We start from the raw sequence: 14,498 nt of genomic DNA on the forward strand, positions 1-14,498 counted from the left end.
GTGCCGATTGTATAAGGCAAGTTGTTTTTACCCTTTTCCGAGGTGAATATGATGGATATCCGATCACAGCTCCGAGAAATGCCACATCATACGCTGGCCCACTGGCTGCCTATTATCGACTGTAACATCAAATTCTATGGTGCTCACAGCCAACAAGTACCCTATGGATGGGCGATGCCCGAGGAATCACATCCGGGCTTTGAGATTATGTTGATCATCGAAGGTACGCAGGAGAGTGTGATTCATGGTTATACCTATACCGTGGAGGAAGGTTCCATTCTTCTCATTCCTCCCGGGTTCAAACATACAAATCAATGTGTATCCACGGAAGGCATGACTTATTTTAGCGCTCACTTTAATGTGGATGATCCGGTCTTCACCCTGAAGCTGATGTCACAGCACAGCCGAATCTACGCAGCAGGTACGGCTGATAATAGGAAAATGCGCGTTGTGCTGGAGGGTTGGATGGGGATGATTAACATATCTGAGGCCTACACATCCACTGACAAAATGATCATGCAGGCACGCATGTTTGAACTGTTCGCCCTGTTGTCCCAAGCCGCTGACAATGAACCGGAGGCCACCACTTCCGTTGCTGTTTCAGATGCACCAGCTCCAACAGCCATGCATTATGCGGGAGCTATAGCGGAGGCAATCAAGCAGGCATTCCATGCCCAGCTTCGAACCAAGGAAAGCAGTGTATCCACCGTCAAAGTAGAGCAGATTATATCCTCGTTTGGCATCAGCCCGGGATATGGTCTACAGGTCTTTCGCAAGGTGTACGGGCGATCGCCCAGGGCTTACCTGTCCAGCTTGAAGTTGCAGGAGGCCAAAGTGCTGATCGAACAGCCAGAGCTGTCGCTCGGGGAAATTGCGTGGAAGCTCGGTTACACCCATCTGTCCCATTTCAGCAGACAATTCAAACGTTGGACAGGCCAAAGCCCGCTTCAATATCGCAATCATCATGCAGATGCATCAGGTGATCCTGTATCCTACAGATCGGAATCGAGTCCAGAATCTTGATTACGGATACGCTCGTACTCTTCCGGCGTGTTCATATTACTCATTTGCATCGCTACTTGATGAACGCCAGCTCTCTCAAGCTCTTCCGCTTCGACATAACAGCATCCGATCTCTTCAAGCCATCGCATGACTCGAAGATGATCCTGTATCAGACGCTGCTCCAGATCAGGGAGCACTCGTATGTGGTAAGCCCCTGCAAGAGGGTGGACATGTCCATCCACGCGTGGAACGATAGCAGAATAAGAGTCATGCGACTCGGCCAGCTTTTTTATCCCATCAAAAAAGGACGTTTGCAGGAGCGGCATATCGCAGGCGCATACCAGATTCCAGTCTGTATCGGAAGCTTCCAGCGCTGCGTGAAGACCGGCGAGTGGCCCCTTCCCCGGATAGTGATCCTGAACGCAGTCGTAGCCCATTGCACCGTAAGTTGTCACATTGGGTCCGGCAGACACGATGATACGGGATACGGCGGGTCTCATGGCCTTTGTGACATGTTGCAGTACAACGGAACCGTTCAGTTCCAACATGGCTTTGTTGGTCCCCATGCGGCTGGATAATCCTCCTGCCAATATGATGCCTGTCCATTCACGCGTGTTCATGTTGTTATCCTCCCTCCTGGTAACGATATGTGTTTGACTACATCAATTTCAAAACGTTCGCTATGCATTGAATCCCCTTTCAACAAATGATACATTGAACAATATGCATTTGAAAGGAATGGCTTAATTGGACAGACCTGCACCTTCAAGAGGCAATCCCTCATTGGTTTCTCTGAAACTATATAACTTTTTCATATATGGAGCCATCTCCATCTTCGCCGGATTCCTGCAGTTGTATCTGCAAGAGATTGGTATGACCAAACTGGAGATTGGCAGTCTCATGGCGATTGGACCCTTTGTATCCTTGTTTGCCAACCCGTTCTGGGGTTTCTGGAGCGATAAATCTCGCAACATTCGCATCATTCTGATGATTATGATGGGAGGCACATTTGTGCTCGCCCAGGGTGTATTCTATGCGCCCACTTATACATGGATCTATGTAGCCATGATTTTCTTTTATTTTTTTCAAAGTCCATTATTTGCTCAAACGAACAGTCTGATTCTTGGATATATCGATGGTACAACCCAGAAATTTGGATCATTCCGGCTCTGGGGTTCACTCGGTTGGGCGCTGACTGCCGTCGCAGCCGGACCGCTCATTGACCGTTTTGGCATCGGCAGTGTATCCATTATATTTGCGTGCATGATTGCCACCGCCTTTGTATTATCCGTATTTCTACCCAGACAGCCGATCGCTTCGGATACACCGGTGGTTACTTTTCGGCGGTTTGGCAAAGTCATGTTCAATCCGTATTTTATGGCATTTATCGGCCTGGGTGTACTCGTATCGGTGCCTAATGCCATGAACAGTACTTTTATGTCACTATACATAGTAGAGATGGGTGGCGATAAACAGATGGTCGGCTGGGCCATCTTCACCTCATCCATTCTCGAAGTCGGCGTATTCCTGCTGCTCGACCGTTTACTCAAACGCAAAATGAGCATGCTCCTGGCATCTCTCATTCTGATCAGTGTGCTGTTTGCACTTCGCTGGCAGCTCATGGCAATGGCTAACAACCCACTGGAGATTGTATTCATTCAGTTGATGCACTCCATTACGTTTGGTGGGTACTTCTATGTGGGTACGCAACTGACCATGCTGTTCATTCCAAGACCTTATCGTTCTTCCGGTCAAGCGGTCTATACGATGGCCTGGGGAGGTCTCTCCGGCGTGATTGCCGGTCTGTTCGGCGGCTGGTTGTTCCAGAGCTTCGGTGCAGAAATCATGTATAGCATTGGCGTATTCTTCTCGCTCATCGGCGCTGTTGGATTTAGCATCATGTGGTTATCGAATCGACGTAACGGCTATCAGCCGGTTGTGTTGACGGAGATGGGCAATATGGATGAGGACAGATAATCTTTTGTTAGAAAAAGTTGAAAAAGATTTCCACTGGAGCACTACGAGGACAGAAGAATCTTTCGATCGCTGTTATCCCCGGATTTTTTTGATTCCCTTTTCAAAGGGTAAAATCCGGGGATAAAGCGGAGCTGTAATTCGTTCTATCATAATATGAACACGATGCTAGTTTCTCTATAGATTTTAACTAATCATTAAACTGAACAAACACATGCATATACTTATCTAATCCTGGAAAACCGGTTGTACCTTTGATATCCAAGAAATTCAGTTTCTCTTTCCAGTCTACTCTTTCTTGATCGGAGTCATCAGTCGAGAGTTCAAAAATATATGCTAAGACAAATGCATCCATACTCGAGACCCCGTTTTTCAATTGTACCCACTCTTGAGGGAGCACAACTTGATTGTTACCCGCTGTGATTTCTTTGCCAGAGAAATTAAGAATCAGTTCTTGTCCTTCATTTTTAATCGTGGTGATTTTTTTCTTTCCATCCCATTTAAACGTTGCTCCAGATCGTTTAAAAACATCTTTCACTGGGATATAAATGGATTTATAAGTTGTTTTTGTTGCCTTTCCATCCTTTATGACACTTAGTTCAACTTTTTTTAGTGATGAATTGTACACATTCGCCGCACGTTCCTTAAAGGGTAGATCCATTAGGGATTGGTCCAAAGCAGCAGAGGCAACAGAGCCTACACAGACAGCTAAAGTTAACATCAACAATAAAGAAACAAATCGCTTCATCTTGATTCCTCCTTGAAATTATTGTTCACATTAACTTAAACGTCGAAAGTTGGAAAATTGTTCATTTAAGTATCCCGTTGTATTAATAATTATTTTTTGTGTATCCACGCAGAACCAGGACTTGTATTAGTACAACCTTCTTTAATCAATTGCAGGCGCACAAGAAAAAGGCGTCTCCATTGGCTTATTGCCCTGGAGACGCCTTTTACGTTCATAGATTTAAGTTTACTGCTAACCTATCGTCCTACCTATGTTCACATTACGCCTTCGGCAGTTGGAACGAGCTTTTCAGAGATACGACCCGGTTAAATACAGGACGTCCTGGCTCGGAATGTTTCGGATCTACACTGAAGTAACCATGACGGAAGAATTGGAATTTATCCTGAGCGTTCGCTTCCTTCATCTCTTGTTCCACATACCCATTAACAATCTCAAGGGAGTTCGGGTTCAATTGATCCAGGAACGTTTTCTCTGGTTGCTCTTCCACAACCTCAGCTTCAGCACCAGCTACTGCCACTTCAACCTCTGCTTCCGGTGCTTCATCCAGGATCAACGGCTCATACAGACGGAATTCAGCAGGTACCGCTTGAGTCGCTTCTACCCAGTGGATTGTTCCTTTGACTTTGCGGCCAGTGAATCCACTGCCGCTCTTCGTCTCTACATCATAGGTACAATGAATCTCAGTTACATTACCTTCTGCATCTTTGATCACATCGTTACATTTGATGAAGTATGCATGTTTCAGACGAACTTCGTTGCCAGGGAACAAACGGAAATATTTGTTCGGCGGATTTTCCATGAAATCGTCTTGTTCAATATAAATTTCACGGGAGAACGGAATTTGGCGATTACCCATCTCTGGGTTCTCCACATTGTTCTCTGCTTCAAGCCATTCCACTTGTCCTTCAGGATAGTTAGTGATGACCACTTTGAGCGGATGCAGCACAGCCATCGTGCGCGGAGCTTTCAGTTTCAAGTCTTCACGTACAAAGTGCTCCAGCGTTTGCAGATCGATAACTCCATAGTTTTTGGAAATGCCTGTCTCATATACAAAATCACGAATAGCTTCCGGTGTATAACCCCGGCGGCGCAGACCCGAAATCGTTGGCATACGTGGATCATCCCATCCATCCACATGTCCTTCATCTACGAGCAGTTTCAGCTTCCGCTTACTTGTCACCATCTGGGACAGATTCAGCCGACCAAATTCATATTGACGTGGTTGGTTCTCCATCTCACACTCGGCAATAACCCAATCGTAGAATGGACGTTGATCCTCGAACTCCAGGGAACAGAGGGAATGCGTTACACCTTCAATTGCATCTTCGAGCGGGTGAGCAAAGGCGTACATTGGATAGATACACCATTTGTCGCCCGTGTTATGATGATGTGCATGAGAAATCCGGTAAATAACCGGATCGCGCAGATTGATATTTGGTGCAGACATATCGATCTTGGCACGCAGCACTTTCTCTCCGTTCTTGAATTCACCTGCACGCATACGTGTGAACAAGTCGAGATTCTCTTCCACTGAACGATCACGGTACGGGCTGTTCTTACCCGGCTCCGTCAGCGTTCCGCGCATTTCACGGATTTCGTCGGCGCTTTGGTCGTCGATGTAGGCTTTACCTTTTTTAATCAACAAGACAGCACGGTTGTACATCTCGTCAAAATAATCCGAGGCAAAACGTTTCTCGTTCCACTCGTATCCGAGCCATTTCACGTCTTCCTGAATCGATTGAACATACTCTACATCTTCCTTGACCGGATTCGTGTCATCAAAGCGCAGATTCGTTTTGCCGCCAAATTCGCCGCCCAGCGTAAAGTTAATCCAGATCGCCTTGGCATGGCCGATATGCAGATAACCGTTCGGTTCCGGAGGAAAACGGGTAATAACTTCCTGGACTTTCCCAGACCGGAGATCTTCGGTAATAATATTTTTGATAAAGTTAGGTGGGGTTGTACGATTGTCCACAGGTATCAAACCTTTCATGAATGGATTGGAGCCTTAGGGAATTGCAGCAATTCCGGCTATAATTCCTTAATAACGAAGTCATTTCCTGAAAAAAACTATTTTCTTGGAAAGTTTCGTACGCGTTTCATTTAAATATACCTTTAACGGGGGAGGAGTTCAATAAAGAACGGCACCAAAGTCAGGATAAGCCGTGCATAAATAGGCCCTAAACCATTTTGACGGGTTCGCTCGAATCATGTAGCATAATAGTAAAAACAAATTAAAGGGAGGGTTTCCCATTCCATCGAACTCGCTTAAACTGACCAAAGAACAGCAGGATGAAGCCATTCGCACCATCCAGTCGTATTTCGAAGAGGAACGTGGCGAAGAACTCGGCGATCTGGCCGCTTGGGGTGTCCTCGACCTGTTCATGACGCAGCTCGCTCCCTACATATATAATCAGGCACTCCGTGACGCACGCACAACGGTTAATCAACGCATGGCCTCAATGGAAGAAGACCTGTTTGCACTGGAGCAAAAGTTACCCAAGACTTCCCGTTAATCCACTACAAATACGTGTTCAAAAAATCTGGTTTTCATATTCGATGCTAATAATGCCGCTAGGCATAATTCGTAATCAAAAGTGGACTTTTTTGAACAACACTATACAAAGAAAGAAGGTTGCATTCATGTTTACCTATTCATTGGATGAATATACCGAACTCCGGCCACTAGCCATGGAACATACCAAACCGCTGTTCGAACTGACGGATCGCTCGCGGGATCAGCTGAGACATTGGTTGCCGTGGGTGGACCATGTGACAGAAGTGGAACACACCTCGAACTTCATTACCAACGCGTTAAAACAAGGTGCCGAGAATGGCGGATTCACCGCCGGAGTATGGTCAAAAGGGGATCTAGCCGGCGTCATTGGATTCCACGAGATTAACTGGACCAACCGCTCGGTAAGCATCGGATATTGGCTTGGAAAAGGCTTTGAGGGTCAGGGCTTGATGACAAGCGCTTGTCGCGTTCTGGTTGATTATGCTCTGGTGACCCTGGATCTGAATCGCGTCGAGATTCGCTCGGCAACGAATAACAAACGGAGTCGTGCTATCCCTGAAAGACTCGGATTTGTTCTCGAGGGTGTCATTCGTCAGGCAGAGAAACTGCCTAAAGGTTACGTGAATCATGCGGTGTACGGCATGCTTCAGCATGAATGGGAACTCTTGCGCTAATTCGCCTACATAATAAATCGGAGTGATCTCTCCCAACATAATGGATCAACACGAATACCCTCGATCTCCACGTAATGTGGTGACAGAGGGTATTTTATTGCATCCATGACTTTTAGAGTGCTCGGACCATGCCACCATCCACAATCAATGAGGTTCCGGTAATGTACGTATTGGCCCCGGATAACAGGAACACCACCGCTTTGGCAAACTCCTCTGGTTGACCATAACGGCCCAGTGGAATCTCTTTACGGAATTGGTCAGATACCTCTTCCTCACTGATTCCATTCTGCTCAGCCCGTGCTGCATCCAGCTCACGTATACGGTCTGTTGCAATACGTCCTGGCGCCACCGTGTTGATCAAAATTCCGTATGGAGCAAGCTCTTGAGACAAGGTCTTCGCCAATCCAAACACGCCGGTACGGAACGTATTGGACAGCATCAGACCCGGTATGGGCTGTTTCACCGAAGTTGAAGCGATATTCACAATGTGTCCTCCGCTTTCTTTCATATAAGGAAGAGCACCGCGAATCAGCCTTACATAACTGAGCACATTTAATTCAAATGCACGTTCCCAATCTTCATCCGTCAGTGACTCAAATGAACCCGATGGCGGGCCACCCGAATTGTTCACCAGAATATCAATCTGTCCAAACATTTCTGCTGTCTTGTGAATCAGAGCCTCAATATCTTCCTTGCGTGTCACATCGGTTGCACAATATTCCACACGTCCGCCAACACCAAGCGCCAGAAGCTCCTGCTTCACTGCTGCGAGCTTTTCTTCGCTCCGGCTGGCAAGCATGACGTCAGCACCTTCTGCTGCCAATTGAGCGGCTACGGCTTTGCCCAGCCCGCGACTGGAAGCCAGCACCAGTGCTTTTTTACCTTGAAGTCCCATGTCCATCGTTGTTCCTCCTCCTCAGCTAGTTTCTATTTGGTCTGGATAAAATAACCCATAAGAATATCGTCCACATACTTGTCTCCAATATAAAACTCGGACACCAGCCTGCCTTCCGTCACAAATCCACACTGTGTATAAAACGTAATCGCTCCCGGATTGCTGGAAAGTACACGCAGCCTGAGCTTGCGAACGCCTTGTTGGGCCGCATGCTGCTTAATGGCATCCATTAAAGCTGTGGCAATGCCACAACGCCGATCATGAGGATGAACCGCAATATGAATCTCGTAGACATGACGGTTGACGGGCATACCTGTGGCTGGATTAAAGCCCACATAACCACATACCCGCTCTCCCTGCACCGCAATCAATTGACTGCCTGGCGGGCAATGCTGCAGATATTGTTGTCTGGAACGCCATTGCATCGGTGCAGGAGAGGTGTATTTGTCCCATACCAGGGCATCCAACTCCATTAGCTGGGATGCATCTTTAATCTCGGATGGACGAATCGTAAATGTATGGCTGGTAAGCATAATGATTCAACCTTTCGTGCTATAGTCGACAACGCTGTGCGTTACAACGTCGGGAAAGTTAAGAGAGTTCAGAACGTTGAGAAACTTAGGAATAGGAAGACATTGTTCGTTTACTCCACTATTTAAGTTTTTTGTTCTATATATTGTAGCATAGCCTCAGCTTTGACTAAAATTCCACTCGGTATTGAACCTTTTCGCAAAATGAAATAAACACTTAACCTTGCCGTAACGTCATGGTTTATACTGATTCGATAAGGAGGGGGATGCATGATGAACATCAAAGAGGCAGCAAGCAGGCTTGGTATATCGGCGAGAGCCATTCGTTTTTATGAGGAAAAAGGATTAATTCTCCCCGCCAAACAGTCCAGTAACGGGTATCGTACCTATACGGAGAATGATATCTGGCGGCTTCAGACCATTGCTGCGCTGCGTGAGATTGGCATGTCGCTACAGGATATTACACATGCGCTCGGAGAGATTGATCAAGGGAATCAGCAGCGGCTGGAAGAATATCTGGAGCTGCAACAGGCCGTCATGTATGCCCAGTGGATTGAGCTCAAACGTATGATGGATACAACCCAGCGCATGATTGACCTGAATCGTCAGGACGGCCCGTTGGATGTCAGCCATCTGCACGATCTCGCAGACAGTGCCCGTCGCCTGCGTGAAGCACGGCAGAACTGGCATGATCGGTGGAATTATGACATGCAGGCAGCCATCCATGATCAGCGAGTGCAGGCAGAAGGCAGAGTCAGTACTGAACACCCCAATTCAGAGGACAGGCATCATTCGGCCAACCCCTCGCCTATAAGCGATGAGAATGAAGTTTCACATCCAAACCATAATGCAGGTCATTCCACGCCGGGCGATTCCAATGATACGGTACAGTCTTCCTTTTATCTGTATCACAACTATGACGAAGCGCTCGAACAGACAGCTCATTGGATCTCTCCCGCCCTTGGTGAGAAAGGACTTGATATTGGTACAGGCACAGGTAATCTGGCTGGGAAACTGCTACAGCACGGCGCAGACATGACTGCAATCGACCAATCCCGGGAGATGCTACGCAGATGTCGTACCAAATATCCTGAGATGCATGTGAAACTTGGTAATTTTCTGGCGTTGCCTTTTACCGATCATTCCTTCGACTTTGTTGTATCCAGCTTTGCTTTCCATCATCTAAGTCCAGATCAGCAACTATTGGCTTTACAGGAGATGCAGCGGGTATTAACCTCGCGTGGACGTATCGGTCTAACGGATCTGATGTTTGTTGATGCGACTCACCGTGATTCCTATATTCGGCAGGCAGAAACCACAGGACACGAGGAACAGCTGCGCGCCTTACGCGAGCGTCACTTCCCTCTGCTGGGTGAGCTATGCAGCTGGCTGGAACAACAGGGCTATGTAACCAAGCATGTGCGGCATAATGAGCTGTTGTACACGTTGCTGGCGGTCCCGCTGCGCTAGTGGATTATGAGCATATGCCAAAAAGGCCATCCCGCCTTGATTAAAGGAGGATGACCTTGGTGTACATCATGCTATGAAATTACATATAGATATCAACAACCGTACGCTCAGTTGCACTGCGTGCTTGTCTGAACTCATCCAGTGAGATGCTTACTCCGCCTTGACGGTAACGGTTCGCTGTACGCTCAGTACGAATGTCTTTGCCATTCACCGCTACACGGCTCACAGCACCTTCGTTCAAGTGATAAATGAACGTCACTGGCTCACCCGCATACTCGAATTCGAATTGCATGCCGTTCAGCTCAGCTGGCAATACCGGGTCAATGACCAGATCGCCGCCCTCTTGACGAATGCCAAGCGCATTGGAGATCAGCTGGTTCATGTAGATTCCAGGGCCGCTGGAGTAGATTCTCCATCCGCCTTTCACTTGTACAGTCCCTTTACGAAGCTGGTCAAAATGCTCCTGTGCCTCGTAACGCGTATTAAACTTACCGTCCGAACTACTGAAGTATGAGTTCGCTTGGCGAATCTCCGCGTTAGGTACAACCTCGCCGATACCAACCGGGTTGATCATCGCGAGACCATTCCACACCTGATCTGTCTTACCCAGCTTCGCCATCGCTTCCACGTAACGGATATGGGCGTGCACATATTGCAAACCAATCTCACGTCCGAAGTTGGACGCTTGCTCTGCACGTTTGAAGTGTGTGCTTACACCACCAGCATATTGAGCTGGACGATTCATCAGACGCACGCCATCCGGGCATAGGAACTGCTCACGGATCAAGGCATAATGCGATTCTGCTTGCTCCGCATTCAGCAATTCACCGATCATGCTGCGCGTCATTGGCAACAGTCGATATTGAATGCCTGTCTCTGTGTCTGTTGGATGAAGCATCAGCTTCGCTTGGTCCGCTTCTTCCATGTATACAAAACCTGGAATCACATCTGTGCCCAGCATGTAACGGTTAAAGTCCTCACGGATGCCTTGAGCCAGCATGTCAAGCTCCTGTGCAAAGTCCGCATCCTTGAATTTCAGCGCTTGCGAGAGCACATTCACGGACTGATACGTCAATGCCACCGTCCAACTGCTCACCATGTATTGCTTCAACTGTGCATTGGCTGGTTGGAGCGTATCATCCCAGTCACCATCGCCGTAGGAAGACAGGAACGTATCGTGCAGGAAGTGCGAACGGATATATTCAATCTCTTTTTTCGCGTGATCCAGTACAGTTGCCGTCTCTTCCGTGAACCCGAAGCTATGCTTGACGGTATAAGGTACTTTCTCATCCAGGATTGCATAGTCGCGAGTCGCTGTCAGGTAGTCCGCCAATACTTTCAACGGCCATACGATGATATCGCCATGGCTCTCTTCCTGTTGAATCGCAAAGTATTTATCAAACATGAACCATTGCGGCCAGTTGCCATCATCTTCGTATTGGTGAGTGTAGACCATTTTGATGATATCGCGAACTTGCTCATATTTTTGCGTAGCCATAAAGTACTCCACCGGACCTTGGCACACATCCCGTGTACCCCAAGCCGCGCCGCCATACTGCTCCAAACCGTGAGGCACGGAGTAGTGAACCAGCATGTTGTGGGTGTACCACCAAGCCAGCGCATTTACTTTGAACAGATCCTCTGCACTCTGACCTTCGCCACGGGACAAACGGAACCCGTTCATCACACCTGCGAAGAACTCGCGGTATGCCTGCACTTCCTCTTCAAACGTAAGACTTGAACCTGCTACCACTCCGCTGTCCGCTTGGCCTTCCAATACCCCTTGTACCTTCAGCGTCCATTCAGCACTTGCTTCCAGACTAAGCGTAACCAGTGATGCGGAACCACTGCGGATACCACTTGCCAGCAACGTTTCGTCCCCTACATTCACAGCTGCGCCATCCACCAACATGCGGTATTGCAGATCTGGGTACGTCCCTGCACTAATCGCTTGTGGATCAGCCTTGAAGATCAAAGTATCGCCATCCTGCGTCATATGCAGTGGATACTCGTATTCATTCACATTCATCGTAATCTGGTTTGTTACCAGGTAACGGTATGCTGTGCCACTTGTGGAGCGTACGTTCATGCTCACTTCGGTAGTATGTGCCCCTGTATAGTTCGTCACGATGATCGTATCGGATTCCGTTTTGTAGATCCAACGTACATAGTTGAAGCCAATCTCGAACAGGGAAGGCATCGTCAGCAGACGATATTGTCCGTCCATTTCCACATAAATGCGTTGTCCCGCCGTTTTCGGCACGTTTAATGCATTGCGAGCATTACTGATCATTTTATTAAAATTGGTGTTACCAATAACGAGTTGTGAGTTAAAAATACCGTACATATACGATGTTGTCGTAATAACCTGTGCTCCAAGTTGCACGTTGCCACCACTCATCAATATGTGACCGTGCGGACGCTCTACGAGCAATTCTTTTGCTTTCAGAACGATATGTTCATAGCTGCCTGTGAAGAAGGATAACAGTTTCTCACCGCTGTGCTCTTCCTGATGACGATCAGGGAACAGATCATGAATCTCATCTTGTGTCAGATCAAGCGTAACCAGTGGTTCACCCAGGAAGGAGGACAGTTTCACCTGTTCCAACGTATCGCCGTTTTCCACAGTCAGAGCCTGTACTTCATTCCATGCTGCTGTAACTTCATCTCCGAATTCCAGTGCAGAGATTCCTTCGGCATGATTAGGCTTCGCTAGTCCATAAAAGACTACCTGTGCTTCTCCGTTCAGATTCAGCAGTTCAGATTGCAGCGCCGTGTAGGCAAATTCATACTGATACGTCTCATTCGCCAGCGTTGGGCGATTCAAGCTCTCTGGTTGATTCGTTTCCTTGTACGACAGACCGAAGAATTGGAATCCATCTGTGGAGTAACCGACTGCTTTGGTCATGGAACCTTGTTGCATATAAGGAAATACGCCGCCCTGAGGCTGGTTTTGACGGGAACACACCACATAACCTTTCGCTTCATCTTCAAACACCGTATGGTCAATGTATTGTGACAGATAAGCTTCATTGCTGCGTACCGCACCTGGATCTGCAAGCCCAACATCCTGTCCGTATACCACGTCTACGTTATGTTGTTGTCCTGTGAGCTTCACATCCCAGAACCATACACCTTGAGGTGTAGCCGTAAATACGACCTGATAGCCAATGCCTTTTTCGCTACCTTCCAGCTGGACTGTTCCCTCCCAGATCAACTGGTTGCTGGATTGTGCCTTGCTTGTAATCACCTTGCTGTTCGAATGTACACCGAGCAACGGGAACGAGCTGATATTCTCTCCCTCATGTACACGCAGATACAGGTTGTTCAATGATCCATCAATCTGGTTGCTGAGCAACTGGTTTAACATCGTTGTACCGGATGTAGCCTGGTATAGGTCGCCACTGTTCAAAAAGGTAAAGGATAACTCTCCGGCACTTAACCGGATCGGTTCATTAATCATCGTTGTCATAAGGTTCACTCCTTGAATTAGTTAAAATCGAAACGTTTCGATAAATCTGAAAAAGAATAGGGGCCTCTTCAAACCGGCTTTTTACAGCCCGTCCGGACGATAACCCCATCATTAAACTTTCACTTCAGCATGCAGGCAGTTCTTTGTTGTTCAGACTCGGTCTAAACCGAACGTACAGAGCTTCGCTCGATCATATTAATCGTTAACGTATATGAAGGGTCAACCGCTTCGCCATTGAGCATCTGGAATAACAGATGTCCGGCGAGCGACCCGGCTTCATGCTTCGGCTGGCGTATCGTTGTCAGCGGTGGATGCACATATTCGGACAACTGAATATCATCAAAACCGATCACAGAAATATCATTCGGCACCGATACACCACGCTCTTCCAATGCTTTCAAGCCACCAATCGCCATCTCATCGTTACCGTAAAATACCGCTGAGGGAAGCTCGCCCTGCATGATCATCATTTTGGTTGCACTGTATCCGCCCTCACGTACAAAATTACCGTTCAGACGCCATTTGGACTTTTCTTCAAGCCCCGCTTCCCGCATCGCTCGCAGATACCCTTGGTAACGGAGCGCGTTGTCATACGAGTTGGATGGACCACTGATATAAGCAATCTTCTGATGTCCTGCCTGAATCAGGTGGCGGGTAGCAAGGTAACCGCCCTGCTCTCCATCCACCAGCACGTTGACCAGGTGGTCGCTCGACAGTTGACGATCCATCACAATGATCGGAAAACGATGACCGGCAGATTCCACCAGAATATCATCATGGATGTTATGCGCCAGAATGATGGCTCCATCTACTCTTTTTTCACGCAAAAATCGCACTGCCGTTGAATCCCGTCCACCCATGGAGCTGCACGCAATCAGGTCATACCCGTTCGCGAGGGCTACATCCTGTACACTACGGATCAATTCCGAGTAATATGGGCCCGACAGATCGGTCAAGATCAAAGCTATCGTGTTTGTCCGGCTCCGTTTCAGGTCCATGGCAAAGCCGTTCTTGCGGTAATTCAGTTCTCGTGCTGCCTCAAGCACTTTAGCCTTGGTCTTGGCACTAACCTTGCTATCCCCGCTCAGCGCATAGGAAGCAGTCGAGAGTGCTACACCTGCCAGCTTTGCCACATCCTTAATCGTTGCCATTCCACGTTCGCTCCTTCTAAACTAAAACAAATTCAAGGTTATCTACATTCTATACGATACATGG

Annotated in this window: 12 protein-coding genes; 5 read left to right on the top strand and 7 right to left on the bottom strand. The window is 47.8% G+C overall.

Going from position 1 to position 14,498, the window contains the following annotated elements:
- Positions 1–78: 78 nt before the first annotated feature.
- A complete protein-coding gene (locus MKY95_RS30550) occupies positions 79–1,023 on the top strand; it encodes an AraC family transcriptional regulator (RefSeq protein WP_245838284.1) in 945 nt (314 codons plus the stop codon).
- On the opposite strand, the gene MKY95_RS30555 is transcribed toward MKY95_RS30550, so the two are convergent.
- A complete protein-coding gene (locus tag MKY95_RS30555; RefSeq protein WP_339195895.1) occupies positions 993–1,622 on the bottom strand; it encodes a molybdenum cofactor guanylyltransferase in 630 nt (209 codons plus the stop codon). The two genes, MKY95_RS30550 and MKY95_RS30555, sit on opposite strands and share 31 nt — an antisense overlap.
- 163 nt (positions 1,623–1,785) lie before the next feature.
- Here MKY95_RS30555 and MKY95_RS30560 point away from each other — a divergent pair, with 163 nt between their 5' ends.
- Entirely contained in the window at positions 1,786–2,979 is a 1,194-nt protein-coding gene (locus MKY95_RS30560) for an MFS transporter (RefSeq protein WP_036612688.1), read from the top strand.
- A 187-nt stretch (positions 2,980–3,166) separates the two neighbouring features.
- On the opposite strand, the gene MKY95_RS30565 is transcribed toward MKY95_RS30560, so the two are convergent.
- Both MKY95_RS30565 and MKY95_RS30570 read right to left on the bottom strand, forming a co-directional pair.
- Complete coding sequence (locus MKY95_RS30565; RefSeq protein WP_036612690.1) at positions 3,167–3,724, bottom strand: stalk domain-containing protein; 558 nt, start codon at positions 3,722–3,724, stop codon at positions 3,167–3,169.
- Between the two features lie 259 nt (positions 3,725–3,983).
- Positions 3,984–5,717 carry a glutamine--tRNA ligase/YqeY domain fusion protein gene (locus MKY95_RS30570; RefSeq protein WP_127548964.1) on the bottom strand — a complete coding sequence of 578 codons (1,734 nt, stop codon included), beginning with the start codon at positions 5,715–5,717 and terminating at the stop codon, positions 3,984–3,986.
- 280 nt (positions 5,718–5,997) lie between these two features.
- Here MKY95_RS30570 and MKY95_RS30575 point away from each other — a divergent pair, with 280 nt between their 5' ends.
- Positions 5,998–6,240 (top strand): DUF2164 domain-containing protein, encoded by a 243-nt coding sequence (locus MKY95_RS30575; RefSeq protein ID WP_244988428.1) that lies wholly within the window; start codon positions 5,998–6,000, stop codon positions 6,238–6,240.
- A 127-nt stretch (positions 6,241–6,367) separates the two neighbouring features.
- Positions 6,368–6,916 carry a GNAT family protein gene (locus tag MKY95_RS30580; protein ID WP_036612698.1) on the top strand — a complete coding sequence of 183 codons (549 nt, stop codon included), beginning with the start codon at positions 6,368–6,370 and terminating at the stop codon, positions 6,914–6,916.
- Between the two features lie 112 nt (positions 6,917–7,028).
- Here MKY95_RS30580 and MKY95_RS30585 read toward each other — a convergent pair whose 3' ends face one another.
- Both MKY95_RS30585 and MKY95_RS30590 read right to left on the bottom strand, forming a co-directional pair.
- Positions 7,029–7,817 (bottom strand): SDR family oxidoreductase, encoded by a 789-nt coding sequence (locus MKY95_RS30585; RefSeq protein WP_036612699.1) that lies wholly within the window; start codon positions 7,815–7,817, stop codon positions 7,029–7,031.
- A 26-nt stretch (positions 7,818–7,843) separates the two neighbouring features.
- Positions 7,844–8,344: a GNAT family N-acetyltransferase gene (locus MKY95_RS30590; RefSeq protein WP_036612701.1), complete on the bottom strand. Its 501-nt coding sequence runs from the start codon at positions 8,342–8,344 to the stop codon at positions 7,844–7,846.
- 267 nt (positions 8,345–8,611) lie between these two features.
- On the opposite strand from MKY95_RS30590, the gene MKY95_RS30595 reads away from it, so the two are divergent.
- Positions 8,612–9,811, top strand: a complete 1,200-nt coding sequence (locus tag MKY95_RS30595) for a methyltransferase domain-containing protein (protein WP_051447276.1) — start codon at positions 8,612–8,614, stop codon at positions 9,809–9,811.
- 79 nt (positions 9,812–9,890) lie between these two features.
- Here the strand turns inward: MKY95_RS30595 and MKY95_RS30600 are convergent, their stop codons facing one another.
- Together MKY95_RS30600 and MKY95_RS30605 are read right to left on the bottom strand one after the other, a co-directional pair.
- A complete protein-coding gene (locus MKY95_RS30600) occupies positions 9,891–13,283 on the bottom strand; it encodes a cellobiose phosphorylase (protein ID WP_036612703.1) in 3,393 nt (1,130 codons plus the stop codon).
- Positions 13,284–13,444: 161 nt separating this feature from the next.
- Entirely contained in the window at positions 13,445–14,434 is a 990-nt protein-coding gene (locus MKY95_RS30605) for a LacI family DNA-binding transcriptional regulator (RefSeq protein WP_036612705.1), read from the bottom strand.
- Positions 14,435–14,498 lie beyond the last annotated feature (64 nt).

It is taken from the genome of Paenibacillus sp. FSL P4-0176, from assembly GCF_037975265.1.
GTDB classification, from domain to species: Bacteria; Bacillota; Bacilli; order Paenibacillales; family Paenibacillaceae; genus Paenibacillus; species Paenibacillus amylolyticus.